This window comes from Nocardia suismassiliense (assembly GCF_900269665.1).
Taxonomy (GTDB): domain Bacteria; phylum Actinomycetota; class Actinomycetes; order Mycobacteriales; family Mycobacteriaceae; genus Nocardia; species Nocardia suismassiliense.
Map to the genome: position 1 here is coordinate 4,233,270 of NZ_LT985361.1, position 18,435 is coordinate 4,251,704.

The 18,435-nt window shown below is 66.1% G+C and carries 19 protein-coding genes and 1 pseudogene; 15 read left to right on the top strand and 5 right to left on the bottom strand.

Features of this window, described 5'->3' with window-relative positions; genetic code table 11:
• Positions 1 to 126: 126 nt before the first annotated feature.
• A pseudogene (locus DBO33_RS44710) lies at positions 127 to 708 on the top strand (RDD family protein); the annotation flags it as partial.
• Here the strand turns inward: DBO33_RS44710 and DBO33_RS44715 are convergent.
• Positions 662 to 1,300, bottom strand: coding sequence for a hypothetical protein (locus DBO33_RS44715; RefSeq protein ID WP_407670617.1), 639 nt, complete (start codon positions 1,298 to 1,300; stop codon positions 662 to 664). The pseudogene DBO33_RS44710 and the gene DBO33_RS44715 overlap by 47 nt on opposite strands.
• Between DBO33_RS44715 and DBO33_RS18950 the strand changes: the two genes are divergently transcribed.
• The 7 genes from DBO33_RS18950 to DBO33_RS18980 all read left to right on the top strand — a co-directional run bounded on the left by DBO33_RS18950 (position 1,196) and on the right by DBO33_RS18980 (position 8,490).
• Positions 1,196 to 1,420, top strand: a complete 225-nt coding sequence (locus DBO33_RS18950; RefSeq protein ID WP_107656238.1) for a hypothetical protein — start codon at positions 1,196 to 1,198, stop codon at positions 1,418 to 1,420. The two genes, DBO33_RS44715 and DBO33_RS18950, sit on opposite strands and share 105 nt — an antisense overlap.
• A 154-nt stretch (positions 1,421 to 1,574) precedes the next feature.
• The gene (locus tag DBO33_RS18955; protein WP_107656239.1) at positions 1,575 to 2,756 is read left to right on the top strand and encodes an ROK family transcriptional regulator; all 1,182 of its coding nucleotides are present in this window, start codon (positions 1,575 to 1,577) and stop codon (positions 2,754 to 2,756) included.
• Positions 2,757 to 2,793: 37 nt separating this feature from the next.
• Positions 2,794 to 4,134 carry an ABC transporter substrate-binding protein gene (locus DBO33_RS18960; RefSeq protein ID WP_107656240.1) on the top strand — a complete coding sequence of 447 codons (1,341 nt, stop codon included), beginning with the start codon at positions 2,794 to 2,796 and terminating at the stop codon, positions 4,132 to 4,134.
• Between the two features lie 7 nt (positions 4,135 to 4,141).
• On the top strand, positions 4,142 to 5,158 hold the full coding sequence (locus DBO33_RS18965) for a carbohydrate ABC transporter permease (protein ID WP_107656241.1): 1,017 nt from the start codon (positions 4,142 to 4,144) through the stop codon (positions 5,156 to 5,158).
• A gap of 145 nt (positions 5,159 to 5,303) precedes the next feature.
• On the top strand, positions 5,304 to 6,107 hold the full coding sequence (locus DBO33_RS18970; RefSeq protein ID WP_234390914.1) for a carbohydrate ABC transporter permease: 804 nt from the start codon (positions 5,304 to 5,306) through the stop codon (positions 6,105 to 6,107).
• The gene (locus DBO33_RS18975; protein ID WP_199856688.1) at positions 6,107 to 7,393 is read left to right on the top strand and encodes a 6-phospho-beta-glucosidase; all 1,287 of its coding nucleotides are present in this window, start codon (positions 6,107 to 6,109) and stop codon (positions 7,391 to 7,393) included. Before DBO33_RS18970 ends, DBO33_RS18975 begins: the two co-directional genes overlap by 1 nt.
• Positions 7,394 to 7,437: 44 nt before the next feature.
• Positions 7,438 to 8,490 (top strand): N-acetylglucosamine kinase, encoded by a 1,053-nt coding sequence (locus tag DBO33_RS18980; RefSeq protein WP_107660393.1) that lies wholly within the window; start codon positions 7,438 to 7,440, stop codon positions 8,488 to 8,490.
• A 74-nt stretch (positions 8,491 to 8,564) separates the two neighbouring features.
• Here DBO33_RS18980 and DBO33_RS18985 read toward each other — a convergent pair whose 3' ends face one another.
• Both DBO33_RS18985 and DBO33_RS18990 read right to left on the bottom strand, forming a co-directional pair.
• On the bottom strand, positions 8,565 to 9,893 hold the full coding sequence (locus DBO33_RS18985; RefSeq protein ID WP_107656243.1) for a cation:proton antiporter: 1,329 nt from the start codon (positions 9,891 to 9,893) through the stop codon (positions 8,565 to 8,567).
• 115 nt (positions 9,894 to 10,008) lie between these two features.
• On the bottom strand, positions 10,009 to 10,269 hold the full coding sequence (locus DBO33_RS18990; protein ID WP_159080362.1) for a hypothetical protein: 261 nt from the start codon (positions 10,267 to 10,269) through the stop codon (positions 10,009 to 10,011).
• Here DBO33_RS18990 and DBO33_RS18995 point away from each other — a divergent pair.
• From DBO33_RS18995 to DBO33_RS19020, 6 genes are all read left to right on the top strand, one after another.
• Positions 10,268 to 11,281: a hypothetical protein gene (locus DBO33_RS18995; protein WP_107656245.1), complete on the top strand. Its 1,014-nt coding sequence runs from the start codon at positions 10,268 to 10,270 to the stop codon at positions 11,279 to 11,281. The genes DBO33_RS18990 and DBO33_RS18995 overlap by 2 nt on opposite strands.
• A gap of 152 nt (positions 11,282 to 11,433) precedes the next feature.
• Complete coding sequence (locus tag DBO33_RS19000; RefSeq protein ID WP_107656246.1) at positions 11,434 to 12,096, top strand: DedA family protein; 663 nt, start codon at positions 11,434 to 11,436, stop codon at positions 12,094 to 12,096.
• Positions 12,093 to 13,241, top strand: coding sequence for a sensor histidine kinase (locus tag DBO33_RS19005; protein WP_107656247.1), 1,149 nt, complete (start codon positions 12,093 to 12,095; stop codon positions 13,239 to 13,241). Before DBO33_RS19000 ends, DBO33_RS19005 begins: the two co-directional genes overlap by 4 nt.
• Complete coding sequence (locus tag DBO33_RS19010; protein WP_107656248.1) at positions 13,232 to 13,888, top strand: response regulator transcription factor; 657 nt, start codon at positions 13,232 to 13,234, stop codon at positions 13,886 to 13,888. Before DBO33_RS19005 ends, DBO33_RS19010 begins: the two co-directional genes overlap by 10 nt.
• A 122-nt stretch (positions 13,889 to 14,010) precedes the next feature.
• A complete protein-coding gene (locus DBO33_RS19015; RefSeq protein ID WP_107656249.1) occupies positions 14,011 to 14,829 on the top strand; it encodes a maleylpyruvate isomerase family mycothiol-dependent enzyme in 819 nt (272 codons plus the stop codon).
• 164 nt (positions 14,830 to 14,993) lie between these two features.
• Positions 14,994 to 15,398 (top strand): hypothetical protein, encoded by a 405-nt coding sequence (locus tag DBO33_RS19020; protein WP_107656250.1) that lies wholly within the window; start codon positions 14,994 to 14,996, stop codon positions 15,396 to 15,398.
• Positions 15,399 to 15,454: 56 nt separating this feature from the next.
• Here DBO33_RS19020 and DBO33_RS19025 read toward each other — a convergent pair whose 3' ends face one another.
• Both DBO33_RS19025 and DBO33_RS19030 read right to left on the bottom strand, forming a co-directional pair.
• Positions 15,455 to 16,744: a heavy-metal-associated domain-containing protein gene (locus DBO33_RS19025; RefSeq protein WP_107656251.1), complete on the bottom strand. Its 1,290-nt coding sequence runs from the start codon at positions 16,742 to 16,744 to the stop codon at positions 15,455 to 15,457.
• Between the two features lie 315 nt (positions 16,745 to 17,059).
• Positions 17,060 to 17,638: a TetR/AcrR family transcriptional regulator gene (locus DBO33_RS19030; protein WP_107656252.1), complete on the bottom strand. Its 579-nt coding sequence runs from the start codon at positions 17,636 to 17,638 to the stop codon at positions 17,060 to 17,062.
• A gap of 85 nt (positions 17,639 to 17,723) precedes the next feature.
• On the opposite strand from DBO33_RS19030, the gene DBO33_RS19035 reads away from it, so the two are divergent.
• On the top strand, positions 17,724 to 18,341 hold the full coding sequence (locus tag DBO33_RS19035; protein WP_107656253.1) for a hypothetical protein: 618 nt from the start codon (positions 17,724 to 17,726) through the stop codon (positions 18,339 to 18,341).
• The last annotated feature ends 94 nt before the right edge of the window (positions 18,342 to 18,435 follow it).

Below are 18,435 nucleotides of genomic sequence, written 5' to 3' on the forward strand. Positions count from 1 at the left end.
CTCCTGTCCGCTGTTCGGCCGATTGTGCGACCTGCCTCGCCCGAGGACTCTGTGAGACGCAAGAAGAACGCGCCGGTGCTCGGGTTTCCGGACTCGCGCAGCTGGAATTGCGAAGAGGTGCAAATCATGGCCGAGCCCATCCCCACGCCCGAATCGGCATCGGCGAACCGGCGAATAGTCGCGTGGGCGGTCGACTTCGCCGCGATCGTCGCGGCGGCCGTCCTGCTCGGTTCGGTGACGCACTACCGGATCGCCGACTATCTGTCCGGCTGGCCCGGCCTCGCCCAGTCGGGCGGCTGGAATCTGTTCCGCGCCAACGGAGATTGGGGTGGAGCGGGCAAGGCGTTCGGCTGGGACGTCTTCGGTGAGGTCCTGCTCCTGATCACCGAGGCGTTCCTCGCGCTCGTATTGATCGTGTTCGTGTATCACTTCGCCTGCCTGCTCTGGAAAGGCCGCACGCTCGGAAAGTTTTTGCTGGACATCCGAGTTCACGCACTCGCCGATCCCGACGGCAGGCTGGGGAAGTGGCAGTCGGCCCGCAGGGCGGTGGCGAGCACCGTGGTGGACGTCGGTCTGTACTCCGCCGCTTGCATCGCCCTGCTCGCCGGCAAGTTCGTACTGTCCCTTGCACTCTGGCACATCGCCGTCCTGGCGCTCGTGGTCAACGCGGCACCGATGGCGAGCGCGAGCCGTCGAACGGTGATCGACCGTATCGCGGGCACCACGGTCGTCCGCGCTGGCTTGTACCAGAAGTCATGGCAGGCCGCCAGGGACGCGGCGATCGTCGAACGCGGCACGCGGGGCGCGCAGGTCGGCCTCGAACGCGTGCAAGCCGTCTCGCAGGCGATGAAGCAACACGCCCAACACCTTTCCGAGGACGAACGACTCCGCGAGTTGCGCGCGTCGACTCAGGCGACACAGCTGCGACGCCTGGGTGAGAGTGCGGGCAGGCACACCGGCGAGACCGCCCGGCAGCTGCTCGATTCCGAACGCGGCCAGCAAGCTCAGGCCACGGCCAAGAAGGTCGGCACGAATCTGCGGGCGGTGTACACGCGGCGCCGCCGCTGATCAGCTTTCGACGGACTACGACCGCGAATCCCATAAGGGTGGGCCGTCGGAACCGTCTGGTATCCACCTGCCCGCGTACCCAGTTCTGCGCGAGCTCGAAATCGTCTGGGGAAATTCCGAACGCCAGATGACGCACCCGGTCGAAGGGCGCGCCGCGGGTCAGCACGAGCTTGCCGAGGCCGGCCTGCACGGTCACCCGATCGGGCTCCGCCGTGCCCGGAAGGCACAGCACGTTCCGGTAGAACTCGGCCGCCGCATCGAGATCTGTTGTGCCGATAGCTACTTCGTGAATATTTATGGCAGTCCCTTCGGCGGCATTCGTTCGGAAACGGCACTGATTCCTCAACGATGATTGAGGCCAACCGCGACGTCCGACACGTGACGTGTGGGTATCCGCCACGCGGACAGCGATTGACAGCCAGACGAACCGGACATAGTGTCCCTCCTCACAGTAATTGGAAACTTTCCTAATAGTTCACCGGCCGCGGTGAGGGAAGGGGCGCCACGTGACCACGCGCCAAACCCTCGCAGGCACGCCCAGCCTGTTGCGCGCGATCAACGACCGCGCCGCGCTGGAACTGCTGCTCGCCAACGGACCGCTGTCCCGCACTCAAATCGGCACGCTCACCGGCCTTTCCAAGCCGACCGCCTCCCAGCTGCTGTCGCGATTGGAGGCGGCCGGACTGGTGGTCCCGGTCGGCACCATGCCGGGTGGGCCCGGCCCGAATGCCCAGCTGTACCAGGTGAATCCGACGGCAGGTTATGTGGCCGGGCTCGACGTGACGGCCTTCCGGATTCGCATCGCCGTCGCGGACATCACCGGCCGGGTGTTGGCCGAACACGAGGTCGCCACCAAGGGCTGGCCCGCCGCCCAGACCATCACCAGGGTGGGCGAGGCGGTCGCCGAGACGGTCACCCTCGCCGAGATCGGCGACGGGGTCTGCTGCGAGGTGGTCATCGGCATCGGCGGCGCGCTCGACCCGGCCACCGGCAAATTGCGTTACGCCACGCACCTTCCCGGCTGGCATTCCCCGCGACTGGTCGCCGAACTCGAAGCGGCCATCGGCTGCTCGGTCTCGGTCGAGAACGACGTCAACCTCGCCGCCATCGCCGAGCAGGCGCACGGCGCGGCGCAGGGCAGCGAGGACTTCGTGCTGCTGTGGACCGGCGTCGGTGTCGGCGCCGCGATTGTGATCGCCGGTCGACTACATCGTGGCTTTCACAGTGGCGCAGGCGAAGTCGGCTACATGCCACTGCCGGGCGCGCCGATCGTGCACGACGTCCGCCGCAGGAATTCCGGCGGCTTCCAGGAATTGGCCGGTGCCCCAGCGGTTCTGGCGTTGGCGAAGAAGCACGGCCTGTCCGCGCCGACGGCCGCGCGGGTGGTCGCCGAGGCATTGGAGACGCCGGGGTCCGGCGACGCGTTCCTGGTCGAGTTCGCCAGCAGGCTGGCCCTCGGCATCGCCTCGATCGTCTCGGTGGTGGACCCAGAGCTGCTGATCCTGGGCGGTGACGTGCCACGGGCCGGCGGCGAGCGGCTGGCCGCGCTGGTCGAGGACGCCCTGACCGAACTGACCTTCGCTCGACCCGCGGTGCGCGCCAGCACCGTACCCGGGTCGCCCGTACTACACGGAGCGCTGGAACGCGCCTTGGCCACCACGAGGGACACCGTGTTCTCGACTCACTGATCCACCGCACCTCGAGCAGTACCCAGGAGAACCGCACATGCGCAGAACGACACGCCGCATCCTCGCCGCCCTCACCGCATGCGCGTCCGCCGCGCTGTTCGTCACCGCCTGTACCGGGCAGAGCTCCACCGGTGGCGACGACGGCTCCGACCAGGGCAGAGAAGTCAGTATCACGTTCTGGCACGGCTGGAGTCAGGACCACGAGGTCAAGGCGATCAACGACAACATCGCCGCCTTCGAGAAACTGCACCCCAACATCCACGTCAAGGCGGTCGCCAACATCGCCGACGACAAGCTCGAACAAGCGCTGCGGGCCGGCGGCCGGGACGCGCCGGACGCGGTCTCGTCCTTCACCACCGACTCGGTCGGCAAGTTCTGCTCGGCCAACGTCTGGGCCGACCTCGACCCCTTCCTGAAGAAGTCGGGCATCGACCCCGCCGCCACCTTCCCGCGCGCGATGCTCGAGTACAGCCGGTTCCAGGGCAACCAGTGCGCGCTGCCGCTGCTCAGCGACTCTTATGGCTTGTACTACAACAAGACCGCCTTCGCTGCCGCCGGAATCACCGCGCCACCAAAGACATTCAGTGAGTTCGAGGCCGCGGCACTGAAGCTGACCATCGCCGAAGGCGACGGCTACAAACAGCTCGGTTTCATGCCGAACTACCACGGCTACGAGACCAGTCCCACGCACTACCTGGGTCAGTACGGCGCGACATACTTCGACGCGAACGGGAAGTCGAACATCGCCACCGATCCCAAGGTCGCCGCGATGTTCTCCTGGCAGAAAGATCTGATCGGCAAGCTCGGCGGGTACGACAAGCTGGAGCGGTACCGCACCACCTTCGGCGAGGAGTTCAGCGCCAAGAACCCCTTCCACACCGGCCAGGTGGCCATGTCCCTCGACGGCGAATGGCGCACCGCGTCGCTGGCCGAGTTCCCGGTGGGCTTCGAGTGGGCCACCGCGCCCTTCCCGGTGCCCGACGACCAGGCCGAGACCTACGGTCGCGGCTACCAGACCGGCACCATCATCGGCGTCGCGAAGTCGAGCCAAAAGCAGACCGCGGCTTGGGAATTGGTGAAGTACCTGGCCACGAACACCGACGCACTGGTCAGCTTCGCGAATGCCATCCACAACGTGCCGAGCACGCACGAGGCCTTGAATTCGCCGAAGCTGACCGCCGATGCGAACTTCAAGACCTTCATCGACATCGCGAAGAACCCCAACTCCTCGACCACGCCGGCCAGCATCAACGGTGGCGCGTACCAGCTTTCGCTGAACAACTTCGGCTACGACTACGAGGCGGGCAAGGTCGACCTCGCCGCGGGACTGGCCGCGACCGCGAAGGAAATCGACGAGGCGATCGACCAGGCGAAGTGATGTAACGATGGCACTGTCGAGCACGTCCGTCCCGGCGGCACTCGAGCCGACGCTCGAGCGCCCCACCCCGGTGGTATCGAAACGGCCTGTTCCGGCGGCACTGAAACACAAGCGCCGCCGTAGGACCTTGCGCACCTTGGCTTTTCTCGCGCCGTGGCTGATCGGTTTCGGCTTCTTCTTCGCTTACCCGCTGCTGTCCACCCTCTATTTCTCCTTCATGAGGTACGACGGGTTCGCCGCACCAACCTTCACCGGCCTGAAGAACTGGAACTACGTCCTCGACAAGTACCCGTTCTTCTGGAAGGGGCTGGGCAACACCCTGTGGCTGGTGTTGGTGATGGTGACGCTGCGGGCGGCCTTCGGACTCGGTATCGGACTGCTGGTCACCAAGATCAAGACTGGGCTCGGTTTCTTCCGCACCGTGTTCTATCTGCCCTTCCTCGCCCCGCCGGTGGCGGCCACGATGGCCTTCGCCTTCCTGCTGAACCCGGGGACCGGCCCGGTGAACCACCTGCTCGGCACCCTCGGTCTGCCGCAGCCGGGTTGGTTCACCGACCCCGAGTGGTCCAAGCCCGCGTTGACCATGCTCGCGCTGTGGGGCATCGGCGACCTGATGGTCATCTTTACGGCGGCGCTGCTCGACGTGTCCAAGGAGCAGTACGAGGCGGCCGAGCTCGACGGTGCCGGTCCGTGGCAGCGGTTCCGATACGTCACGCTGCCGAACATCACGCCCATCGTGCTGTTCGCGGTGGTGACCGGCGTGATCCAGACGATGCAGTACTACACGCAGGCGATCGTGGCGGGCAAGGTCGCCAGCGGCAAGGCGGGCAACTCCGGTGAGCCGTTCGTACCGGGTTATCCGCACGGTTCCACCTGGACGCTGCCGCAGATGGTCTACAACCTCGGTTTCCAGCGCTTCGATATCGGCTCCGCGTGCGTGGTCGCCGTGATCCTGTTCGCCATCTCGATGGCGTTCACCGCGTTGCTGCTGCGGCGCAAATCCGGCTTCCTGCAGGAGGACTGAGCGATGACCATGACTCCCGCCCGCNCGCCTCCGTACCACGCCGACCCCCGACAGCACCCCCAACGCCTCGGCCGCCGCGCCCAGGTTGTTAAAAGGGCCGACCGCAGAGGCCAGGGGCGCCCGCCGCAAGGACGCGCTGCACTGGGTGGCCGTGCACTCGCTCGCCATCGCCGCCGCGCTGCTGTTCCTGATGCCGTTCGCCTTCGTCCTGCTCACGTCGGTCATGTCGGACCGGCAGGCGCTGACCGCCGACCTCTGGCCCGGCGAGTGGCACTGGGAAAACTACGTAAAAGTGTGGGAGACACCGGGTTTCCTCACCTGGTGGCGCAATACCCTGCTGTACGCGGCGGCCGGTACCGCGCTGACGCTGCTGTCCAGCATCCCGGTGGCCTACGCGCTGGCCAAGTTCCGCTTCCGGGGCCGCAATCTCGCGCTGATGGCCGTTGTTTCGATGATGATGCTGCCGCCACAGGTGACGGTCATCCCGATGTACATGATCTGGTCCAAGCAGTTCCATCTCACCGGCTCGCTGTGGCCGTTGATCATTCCGCTGGCCTTCGGGGACGCCTTCTCCATCTTCCTGCTGCGGCAGTTCCTGCTGACCATCCCCGACGACTACCTGGAGGCGGCCCGCATCGACGGCTGCGGTGAAGTGCGCATCCTGCTGCGGATCGTCTTGCCGATGGCGAAACCCGCCGTCGCCGCGGTGGCGCTGTTCCAGTTCTTCTATTGCTGGAACGACTATTTCGGGCCGCAGATCTACGCCAGCGAGAACCCGGCCGCCTGGACGCTGAGCTACGGCCTGGAGTCGTTCAAGAGCGCCCACCACGTCAACTGGAACCTCACCATGGCCGCCACCCTGCTGGTGATGGCGCCGGTGATCCTCCTTTTCTTCTTCGCACAGAAGGCCTTCATCGAAGGCGTGACACTGACAGGGGTCAAAGGCTGATGCGCGCACTGAAACTTTGCATAGTCGGTGGTGGTTCCACCTACACGCCGGAGTTGATCGACGGATTCGCCCGGCTCCGTGACACTCTCCCGATCGGGGAGATCGTCCTCATCGATCCCGCCGTGGACCGGCTGGAGTTGATCGCCGGGCTGGCCCGCCGGATCTTCGCCAAACAGGGACACCGGGCCACGGTCAGCACGGCCACCTCGGTCGCCGACGGGGTGGACGGTGCCGATGCCGTGCTGCTGCAACTGCGCATCGGCGGGCAGGCCGCCCGCAATGAGGACGAGCGCTGGCCACTCGAATGTGGTTGCGTCGGACAGGAAACCACCGGCGCCGGCGGTCTCGCGAAGGCCTTGCGCACCGTCCCGGTGGTGCTCGACATCGCCGAGCAGGTGCGCCGGGCCAACCCGGACGCCTGGATCATCGACTTCACCAATCCCGTCGGGATCGTCACCCGCGCACTGCAATCCGCGGGACACAAGGCCGTCGGCCTGTGCAATGTCGCGATCGGCTTCCAGCGAAAGTTCGCCGCGCACTTGGGCGTCGACCCGGAGCTGATCCGGCTCGACCACGTCGGCCTCAATCACCTCACCTGGGTGCGCGGGGTCACCGTGCTCGACCACCCCGGCGCGGGCACGGGGCACGAGGCGCTGCCCAAGCTGCTCGCCGACTTCGGCCCGGATATCGCGGCCGACGTGCGGCTGCCGTTGCCGCTGATCGAGCGGCTGGGCGTGGTCCCGTCGTATTACCTGCGCTACTTCTATCAGCACGACGTGGTGGTCGAGGAGTCCGCGACCACCGGTTCACGGGCCGCCGAAGTGGCGGCCATCGAGCGGGAGTTGCTGGACATGTATGCCGACCCCACCCTCGATACCAAACCCGAACTACTCGGAAAGCGCGGCGGCGCTTTCTATTCCGAGGCCGCGGTACAACTGCTCGCCGCGCTGCTCGGCACCGGCGGCGGCAGCGTCCAGGTGGTCAACACCCGCAACGACGGCATCCTGCCGTTCCTGCCCGACGATGCCGTGATCGAGGTGCCTGCGGCGGTGGACGCCGCAGGGGTGCGCCCACTGCCGCAGCACCCGATCGAACCGCTCTTCGCAGGCCTGATCGCGCACGTCACCGCCTACGAGCAACTCGCAGTGCAGGCCGCGCTGGAAGGCAGTCGCGACCGTGTTTTCCGCGCACTACTAGCGCACCCGCTGATCGGCCAGAACGAGCTGGCCGACCAGCTGACCGATCGGCTGATCGCGCATAACCGCGCCTACCTGGGCTGGGCGTGATCATGCCGAAAAACACCGTGAACTGTTGGCGGGGGAAGCGTCTGATGAAAATCCCACAGAACGAGCAGATTCCGGGCGTCCTCGCCATCGATGCGGGCAACAGCAAGACCGATGTGGCGCTGGTCGGGATCGACGGGTCGGTGCTCGGCGCCGCGCGTGGCGGCGGCTACCAACCGCACCGCACCGGGGCCCGCCAGGCGATCGAGGGGCTCACGCCGCTGGTCGAATCGGTGGCCCGGCAGGCCGGATTGACCCGCGGCGGGATCCTCACCACCCGGGTGAGCGCGTGCATGGCCAATGTCGATCTGCCGATCGAGGAGCAGCGGTTGCATGCCGCGATCGCCGCGCGCCCTTGGGGTTTGACGGTGGGCGTCGTCAACGACACCTTCGGTCTGCTGCGCGCGGGCACCGACGGGCCGCGCGGGGTCGCGGTGGTCTGCGGTGCCGGCATCAACTGTGCCGGGCTGCTGCCGGACGGGCGCACCGCCCGCTTCCCGGCGCTCGGTGTGCTCACCGGCGACTGGGGTGGCGGCGGCGGCATGGCGGCCGAGGCGATGTGGCACGCGGCCAGGGCCGAGGACGGTCGTGGTGAACCGACCGCGCTGTCCGCCGCCATCGGTGCGTATTTCGGGCTCGCCGGAGCCAATGCGGTGGCCGAGGCGATCCACCTCGGCCAGCTCGCGGAGCAGCGGCTGCACGAATTGGTCCGGGTGCTGTTCGCCACCGCCGAGGCCGGGGATCCGACCGCGCTGCGGCTCATCGATCGGCAGGCCGATGAGATCACCCGGCTTGCGCTGGTCGCTTTGCGCAAGCTAGATCTGCTCGATACGCCGACCCCGGTGATCCTCGGTGGTGGCGTGCTCGCGGCGCGCCAGCCGCTACTGGTCGAGAACGTGAAGGCCCGGCTTGCCGAGGTCGCACCGCTGGCCGAGCCTCGAATCGTCGTTGCCCCACCGGTTCTCGGTGCCGCGCTGCTCGGGCTCGATCATCTCGGCGCGTCCGCGGCTGCCCGCCAACGGCTTCGCTCCGCCTATCCGACACTGTCCGCGTCCGATGGCCGGCCGGAGTTCCCCAGCGAAATGGGCCAGCCTGCTTGAGTGCTGGGCTGCCCGAGGGCGGCCCAGCCTACATTCGGTGTAATGCCCTGTGACGCAGCAGAAGTCGGGTTCGCTCACTCTGGCACGAACTGGTGTGGTGGCTTGCGTTGCTCCTCGGCCCCTTCGCTGGACAGCAGCGGCCAGCCCTTGCGCAGCACGAAGTCCAGCCACGCGCCGCAGGCCTGGGAGGTCAGCACCGCGGTGAGGACGAGCGTGGTGAAGAACGGGGCGTTGATGATGCCCGCGTCGAACGCGACACTGGCCAAGACGATCCCGGGCCCACCGCGGGCATTGCACGTCACGGCCAGGTTGACGATGTCGAGGCGGCGGAAGCCCGCCAGCCGGGCGGCCAGCCCGGTCGACAGCAGCACCACCGCCGAGGAGCCGAGCAGGAACGCGATCAGCATGACCGGCGAGAAGCCCTTGGTGAAGTCGAGCCGGTAGCCGACGACCGCGAAATAGATCGGGATGAACACCGCCGCGGAGACGTGTTCGATCGCCTCCAGCGGGACGCGGAAGCGTTGGTGCTCGGTGCTTTTGATGCCGCCGACGATGCCGAAGCCCGCGAGGAACGCGGCGAAGGCCAGGGTCACGTCCAGCGCCGCCGCGACGCTGACGTAGCCGAGCACGACCACCATGATCCAGGCGATCGGGGTGTGCGCGGCGAGGACGTTCCAGCGGGCGCGGCTGAGCTTGCGCAGCAACGGCGGCAGTATGGTCATCGCGAGAAGCACATACACACCGTTGGCGACCACATGCACCGACACTGTTTCGGCCAGCGCGTCACCGCCCGCGGCCACCGTGGCCGAGGCGATCGCGGTGGCCAGCGCCAGCACACCCCAGAGCACGATGTCCTCCACGACGGCGGCGCCGAGAATGAGGCTGGCGAACCGGGTGTGCAGGATGCCCAGGTCGTAGAAGATCTTGGTGATCACCGGGATCGAGGTGACCGCCGTCGCGACCGCGAAGACCAGGATCACCGCGGGCTCGCTGCCCGCGTCGCCCATGAAATCCTCCAGCGGCAGCAGCGGTGCCACCGCGAGGGCCAGGAAGAACGGCAGCGGCGTACCGAGACCCAGGATCCAGGCGGTCGGCTTCCAGTTCTCCTTGCCGAGCACGTTCCGGGCGCTCGCGCCGGAGACGAACATCAGCAACAGTAAACCCAGGTGGTAGAGGAAGCCGATCACCACCGTGGCGGGGTCGTCGCCGCCGTTACCGAAGATCCGCGCCGCCGTATCGGGCGCCAGCAGCCCGAAAAGCGACGGGCCGAGCAGAATGCCGGCCGCGATCTCGCCGACGACCTTCGGTTGCCGCAGCAGCGCGGCGAGTTGGCCGAACAAATTGGCGCCGGCGATCAGCAGCAACAACGCCAAAGTCAGTGATCCCACCGTATCCGTGGACATACGCTCTCCTTGCCGACCGTGCGGTATCGGATAAGCGCAGTCTCCCAAAGCATCCCGCCGCGCACGAGCGGATCACCCGCACCAGGCACCGAACGCAGTGGCGGATTGCCAAGGCCTACAAGCTGATCGGTGCCGAGCCGTGGTCGGCGCGGCGGGCTGCGGCACTGCGACGTTCATCGGACGCCGGCGGACCGTCGAGCAGGAGCGTCACCTGTTCGTTCAGCATGTCGATCTCCTGTTCGGCGACGAAGCCGTCGCTGGTGACGACCCTGGCGGCGAAACCGTCGAGCAGCAGCATGATCCATTCCGCGAGCCGTTCGGCCGGTACGTCGCCGCGGACGTTCTCTGCCCGTCGCACTATTAGTGTCGAGGGCATGCGTTCGTCCTCGCGTCCGGCTGCCACCGCCAGTAGTGCACGGGAGCGCCGGCGCGCGGTGCTCGCTCTTTTCGTCCTCGCTCCCGTGCTGGGCGAGGTGCTCGGCGCTTCCTTGCGGTTGAGCTATTTCCTGCAGCCGCTGCGGGTGGCGGCCATCGTCTGCTTCTACGGGGCCGGGGTGGTGTTGATCCGCGAGATCGCGCAACGGTGGCGGCTGTCCGGCTGGGGAATTGTGTTGCTCGGCTGTGCCTTTGCCCTCATCGAGGAGGGGCTGGCCTTGCAGACGATCTTCAATCCCATCGGGATGGACGGCGAGCCGGTGCATGGAAACGCGTTGGGGGTCAACTGGTTCTGGGCGGTGGTCGTGTGCGGCTACCACGTCGTGTGGAGTGTGCTGCTGCCGATTACGGTGGTCCATCTGGTCTTTCCGCGCAGCAGTCGCGCACCGTGGCTGTCCCGACGATCTGCCGCAGTGCTCGCTGTTGTCTTTGCTTGCGGCACCGCCCTATTCGTAGCGATCTCGCTGCTGCGCTCCGACTTCAGGCTCCCGCTGGGGCATGCCGCTGTCACGATCGTCGTGGCGGCCGGTCTCGTCTGGGCGAGTAAGCGGTGCCGAGACAATGGACGTGTTGCGGTTGCCGGGCGCGTGCCGGAACCGCGACGGGTCGCGCTGTTCGGGGTGGTGGCAGGCACCGTGTGGTTCGTATTGTTCTTGGCCGCGTTCATCGGCGGGCCGATCTCGTTCGTGTGGTGGACCATTGGGGCGCTGACCTTCGCCGCCGCGGTGGCGCTGGTGTTGCGACGGTGGACCCGGCGCGAGTGGACGCCGCGACACCAGCTCACCCTCTGCTTCGGTACGGGCTTGTCAGCGGCGCTGTTCGGGCTGCTCCTGGTCGCCTTGGACGGACACCTCGCGAACATTGCCTTCCAATGCGTCGTCCTTGGCGCGCTCATCGCGGCCTACATCTGGATGGGGCGGCAGCTGCGTTCATCTGCCATGGCAGAGGGTTGATCTGGCTAGACCTGGTCCCTGCCACCTGATCGGGTCATCGCAGCCCTGCGATCGGGGTGCGGAAAACCGCAGTCCGACTGTGGGGTTGCCAGGCATAGGTCGGGTGGTTGCCGCTACTGTCTGCCGCCCACATCGTCCATAGCGTCGAAATCATGGATATGGCAATAGATTCCACCGGCAGCGAACTCTCCGGGATCGCCGGCTGGGCGGTCGATGTGATGGAAGAACTGGGCGGGTTCGGCGCGGGTGTCGCCATCGCGCTGGAGAACCTTTTCCCGCCACTGCCCAGCGAGGTGATTCTGCCGCTGGCGGGGTTCACCGCGAGTCGTGGCGAGTTCGGTCTGCTCGAGGTGTTGATCTGGACGACGCTGGGCTCGGTGGTCGGCGCGCTCGTCCTGTATGGGCTGGGCGCCGCCTTCGGACGGGAGCGGCTGCGCCGGATCGTGGACCGGATGCCGCTGGTTCGGGTCGCCGATCTCGACCGAGCCGAGGCATGGTTTGCCCGTCACGGTACGAAGGCGGTGTTCTTCGGGCGGATGATCCCCTTGTTCCGCAGCTTGATATCTGTTCCCGCCGGGGTCGAACGCATGAATCTGGTGCGCTTCACCGCACTGACCACCGCCGGTAGCCTGCTGTGGAACTCGATTTTTGTGCTCGCCGGATATTTCCTCGGAGAGAGCTGGCCGGTCGTCGAAACCTATGCCGGGGTGCTGCAGAAGCTGGTGATTCTCGCGGTAGTCGTCGGCGGCGGCTGGTTCGTCGTGAGCCGTGTGCGCACGCTGCGCGCACAGCGGCGCGAGACAATCAGGAAATGAGACCCTCCCTCGACGCCGAGTCCGACGCGCGTGGTCCGAGCCGCGCGCGTCGGGCCGCGACCGTCCTCGGGGGCCTGCTGCTCGGGGTGGTGACCGTGCCGGTCGATCTGGTCGCCGCGCTGGGCAGCCTGGCGTCACCACAGTGTGCCCGCAGTGCGGTCGGGCTGCAGCGGCGTCGTCTGGCTCTGTTCGGTGTGACGTTGCGCGGTACGCCCGGCGGCTACCGTGCGGCGGGCTACCTGGCGGTCCGCGCCCTGATCGGGATGCTGACCGGCGTGATCGGGTTGTTGCTCGGTCTGGGGCTGGTGATCGCGGTGAGCTTGGTGGTCGGCGCAGCGACCGGAGCCGCCGTTCCGATCTTCGACGCGAACGAGCCAGGGCAGGTCAACTGGTCGACCGTCGCGGCCCTCGCACTGCCCGGCGTGGTGCTGTGCTACCTGGCGGTGCAGGGGCTGGCGGGGATCGTCGGCGTCGAAACCCGCGCATGGAATGCCTTCGCCCGCCCCAGCTCCGGCGCGCTGGCGCAGCGAGTGGATGAGCTAACCACGACCCGCGCCGACATTGTCGACGCCATCGATGAGGAACGCCGACGCATCGAACGCGACCTGCACGACGGGGTGCAGCAGCGAGTCATCGCGCTGTCGATCCTGCTGGCCCGCGGTGAACGCGAATCCGACCAGCAACAACAGGCCGAACTGCACCGCCGCGCGCTCGCCGAGACCCGGCACATCCTCGCCGATTTGCGCGAGGTGTCGTGGAGGATCTACCCGGCCATGCTGGCTCGGGACGGACTGCACAGCGCCTTGGTGGCGTTGGCCGACCGGACGCCGCTGCCGACGGCCGTGCACTATCGACTGGCGGGGCGGCCGCCGCGTTCGGTCGAATCGGCGTGCTACTTCACGGCGAGCGAGGCGATCACCAATGCGATCAAACACGCGGCGGCGCAGCGCATCGAACTCACCGTCACCGAGGTCGACTCCGTGCTGATCATGACCGTGCGCGACGATGGTCGCGGTGGCGCCGACCCGGCCGGTCTCGGACTCGCCGGAATCGCCTCCCGGATCACCGCGCTCGACGGGGTCGTCGCCATCGACAGTCCCGCGGGTGGGCCGACGACCATCAGAGTGGAGGTGCCGTGCGCATAACGCTGGCCGAGGATTCCGCCTTGTTGCGCGAAAGCATGGCTCAGCTGCTGGTCGCCGAGGGACACGAGATCGTCGATTCGGTGGGCACGGCGACCGAACTGCTTGCCGCCGTTGCGGTTCGGCCGCCGGAGCTCGTCATCGCCGACGTGCGAATGCCGCCCGATCATGTGGACGAAGGCATTCGGGCCGCCCTGGAGATCCGGGAACGCTGGCCGGCGATCGGCGTGCTGGTGCTGTCGCAATATGTCGAGCGCCGATACGCGACCGAATTCCTCACCGGCACAGGCGGTATCGGATACCTGCTCAAAGACCGAGTGTCGGCGATCGACACCTTCCTCGACGCGATCGAGCGCGTCGGGACCGGCGGCACCGCGTTCGATCCTGAGGTCATCCGGCAGTTGCTGCTGCATAGTCGCGCCGACTCACCGCTGAGCAGGCTCACCGATCGCGAACGCGATGTCCTCACTCGCATGGCTCTCGGGCTCAGCAACGCGGCGATCTCCGCTGAGCTGTTCATCACCCGGAGTGCGGTCGAGAAGCACATCAACGCGATCTTCACCAAGCTCGATCTGCAGGCTGGTGTCGCACACAATCGACGGGTGCTCGCCATCCTCGAGTACCTTCGTACCGACGCTTCCGACGACTGATCGCCGTTTCCCGTTCGCCGCGGAGGGCGCCCTCCAGGTCAGGATCCATGCCTCGGTTGCCGGCCAGCGCTGTGGGAAAACTACTGGCATCAGCGGCTGGATGAGCAGTTCACTGAACAACCATGATCCCGATCGATACCCGACCACTTTTCCGGATCGAGCGACAGGCTCTGCTCGAACTACTCCGGTCGTTGGAGCCGACCGATTGGAAGAAGCCGACGGTATGTCCTGGCTGGAGTGTCGCCGACGTGACTGCTCACATCCTCAACGACTACATGCGACGCATCTCTGGCAGCCGAGACGAACACAGCGGTGCCGCCTTCGGCGATGGCGAAACCTTGCCTGCATATCTAGCCCGGATCAATGAGGAGTTCGTCCGCGCGATGCGGCAATGCAGCCCGCACCTCCTCATCGAGCTGCTGGTCCAGCTGGGCCCAGAGCTGGATCTCCTCTGGGCGGCAACTGATCTCGAGGGCCCCGCACATCTGGATGTCTCCTGGGCGGGGCCGAGTGTCACTCCGGCCTGGCTCGACATTGCCCGCGAATACACCGAATTCTGGGTCCATCAGCAACAGATCCGGGACGCGGTGTATCGCCCTGGGGCCGATGACGTTTCGATGCTGCGCCCAGTGCTGGTCACATTCCTGCACGCTGTGCCGTCGGCCTTGCGCGATCGGATCCGACCTCGCGGTACGACGGTGCGATTCGAGATCACCGGCCCGGCGGGTGGGCACTGGACAGGCGTGTCAGACGGTCAGCACTGGGAGTTGACGACGTCACAGGCTGTGGAGCCGTCCGCCTCCGTGCGGATGGACCAGGACACGCTCTGGCGACTGGCCAGCCGTGGCATCACCGTCGAAACTGCCCGTCAGCGTAGTGAATTGCGCGGTGACCAAGAACTTGCCGAGTCCGCGATGACACTGCTCGCCGTGGTGGCCTGATTCGACCGTCAGGGCTGACGCTCCGCACGGGCGATGCCGACTCCGGAAACTATCTGCGGTTGCGCCCTATGCGCCGGAGCTGGCGGAGATGCTCCTCGACCCCAGGCTGCCCGCACGCTGCCGAGGGAGTACTACTCCCCGAATCGCGGACTACGCTCGTTCGCGTGACTGCCCCGAAACTTCGAGCATCCGACGCGAGCGGACAGACACTGGAGGATCCGACCGACACCCAGGTGCACGACCTCTTCGCGGGCCTGAACGCACGCTGGCCGTTCGCGATCGTGGAAAGGCTCGATCGCGAACCGACGGGCCAGTTCTACTTCCAGATTCACCTCGACTACGTCGGTGACCAGAACCCGGATGCCGACGAAGAGGTGGACATCGATTATGACGTCGAGTTCCGAGACGGCGGCCCGGACAAGCACTACCGAGCCAGGGTCGCCGGCGCATATCGCATCGATGGAATGGATCTCGCATACCTCGTGCACACGGTGTATAGCGCGTGGCGGGCAGAAGACCCCCGACTGGTAGATCTGCTGTCGTGGGAATTGCTGAAATCCGACAGCTGAGCAAACACCGAGTTTGCGGCCTCCAGTTGTCAGCGAAGACCTCGATCTCTAGTCGATCAGCATTTCTCATACCGATCCGCGAGCTTCTGCTCGGCCGCGCCGGGTGTGTAGTCACGAGATGTGCACCCACCTATGGTGATGTTCAGTGGCCCGCCGGGATTTCTGAGGGTGTGGTGGAGCGGATTGATGGGGTTGCCGACGTAGGGGGTGACGTTGTCGACGGCCATGTAGCGGACAGACCCACCCAACTCCGCGACGATCGGGAGATGCTTCTCGGCCAGCAGTTCCACGGTGTGTGGATCGGTTGAGTGCGGCCGCTCTATGACACCGAAGACGGGATTCATCAGGACGGCGTGCGGCAGGCTTTGGTCTTCGTTGAGTCGGTTCCAGACGGAGAGTTCGAGCTCGGTCGGGTACCGGTTGGTCATCGCCAGAGATCCACTCCCGGGGGCCGAGACCCCGAGATTCCATCGAGTCCCGGTCAGATCGCCGACATCCCATCGAGCCCCGGAGAGATCGGGAAACTCCCGCATCAGGCGTCGGTACGTTTCGTCGACCGCGTTGAAGCCGTTCGTGTTCAACAGCTTCAACGAAATATCACCTATCCCGATATCGGCGTTTTTATAGTTGTCCGCCTGGCCGATCCAGAAGAAGAAGGCCCACGTGTGGTTCGTCCACTTCACCGCAGCGCGGGGGAAGGCCTCGTGCAGGGCAAACCAGCGTGCGGCGCGATCCGGTGCCTGGTCGAACCCTGCTTTACCCACCTTGAATGAGCTTTCGGTGGCAGCGTGCCGGACTTCGATGTCGATCTCCCACTGACGGAATTTCGCCCCGGTCGTCTGGTCGCGGAAAGCCTGCACCACTGCCTTGGTCTGGTCTGCCGACGCTTCCTCGGTCAGTACGACTACAGCTGAGAACGTATCGTGGGTATTGATCGAAATCGTGTGGACTCCGGGCATCCGACCGAGGGCGGCTTCGATTTTCGCGGTCTCTCGGCCCAGGGCCGGTCGCTCATCCCATAGCGGGGCAGCCATGAGTGCCCAACTGCCGCAGCAGGTCAAAACGACGCCTGCCAACGCCATCAGTGCCCGATTCAACCGCAGCCGACCCTGAGACCTTGCCATCATCACGCCGGTCGTGACCAGAACGATGATGACGCCGACCAAGGTCACCCAGGTCGCGGAGGACACCTGCGCTTCTCGGCACAGCAGGTAGTCGCAGGAACGGGGCACTGCCGGTGGTGCGAACAGACCGATGACTACCGCAATGGCATAAACGGCCCAGGCCCCGCGGGGGCCGCCACCGATCTGCCGGGGCGTCTGCTTGTGCAATGCTGCGACGGGCACGAGGTTTACCAGTTTTCGTCGAGTCGGGAAGTTCAGGGCGATAGACGCAGCCCGGGAGCGCCGGACCAGTTGGCCACCACCCAATCTATCCCCGAGTACCGGTGTCTGGCATTCCTGAATCATCGCGATGCTGACGTCAAATGTCCTATCTGGCAATATGTCTCGGTTCGTGGTAGCAGCGCCGGACAACCTGGGAGCACGCGGCGATATCCGCGTGGCGCTTGGTTCATCAACCACTGCCGATAGGTTGTCCGGCATGGTTGCGGCTCAGTCGTAGGACGTACGCACAGGCCGCCGAGCGTCGTCGCGTAGGTCCTATTCGGACAGGGCCGTGACCAGCATTCCCGCGACCTCTGACAGGTGCCTATCTGTGTGATGCGTTGAGCCGGTGGCCAATTCGGTGAGCGCCAGGTTCTGGGCCGCCCCGAGAAGCAGAACCGCGGCGGCGCCGACGTCCAGACCGCTGCGAAGTCTCCCCAGTTTCTGTTCGGCGCGGAGATAATCGGCAACACGGTCCACTGCCACCTGTGGACCGGTCCCGCGCTCACCAGAGACCCGGCGGTATTCGGCGCGTAAAGCAGGATCGCTGAGCAGCACCGACATCAACGGCAATGCGCTGCGCTGGAATTCAACCAGTGCCGACAACAGATCAACCAGGTTCTGGTCCAGCGCACCGCTGCCTGCTGCAGCGATCTTGCTCACGACGGTGAGCTCAGGAAGTTCTTCGCACAGTGCGGCGGTGAGCAGAGCGGACTTGCTACCGAACTGCTTGAAGATGTTGCCCTCCGAGCACGCTGCCTCCCGGGCGATCTGCGCGGTCGTCAGCTGACCCCCGTACTCGCGGGTGAGCTTGATGGTGGCGGCGAGCAGTCGTTCCCGAGCGCTGGACGGCATTTTTCTCCCTTGTCAGTGAGTGCGTACGCACTTACCATTCTACGGTGAGTGCACGCGCACTCACCAAAGTTTTTGGAGGCGAACCATGTCCACCGCCCAGCCTCACGAACCGCTCGGATCGCCGACGGCGCCGCTCCGCGACTCGCACATCGCCCCAACAGCTCTGGGCTTCTCGGCATTGCTGGGTGGCGCCTTCGCTGCGACGTGGTTCGGCTATACCGCTGTCCGCGCCGAGGACGGCCGCAATCCGATCACCGACTGGCTCGACCCGCTGCTCGCCGCGGCGACTGTCACACTGCTGGTCGGGCTGCACGCGGTCGTCGTTCTGCTGTGGTCTCAGCTGCCCACCGTCCGAGCCAAGGGCATCGCCGCCGCCGCTCTCGTTGCCGGACAATGGCTTTACATCGTCGGTGAGGTCTTGTCGAACACGGTCACTGTCGGTGAGCCGCCGCACGACATCGGTTCTCTGTTCGAAATCACCGGAGGCGCAATCGGTCTCGTCGCCACACTTGCCTTGGCCATCGTTTGGGCCGGTCGGTCGATGAGCAGCCGAGCCATCCCAGCGATCGGGGCAATTGCCGCAGTCGCCGCACTCGGACTGGTTTGGTGGCTGATGCATCCCATCGACCAGAGTCGACCCGGAGCCCCCGAATGCATACCTGGCAACCCTCTCTACAACCTCACCCACGGCCGCAGTTGCTGACGACAGCGCGATTGCATTGTTTCGGCTGTTACGGCCGGGAGGCGTCGCCATCCCCATGGCGTCGCGCGGCTTCCCGCTGTCGCGGATCCCTCCG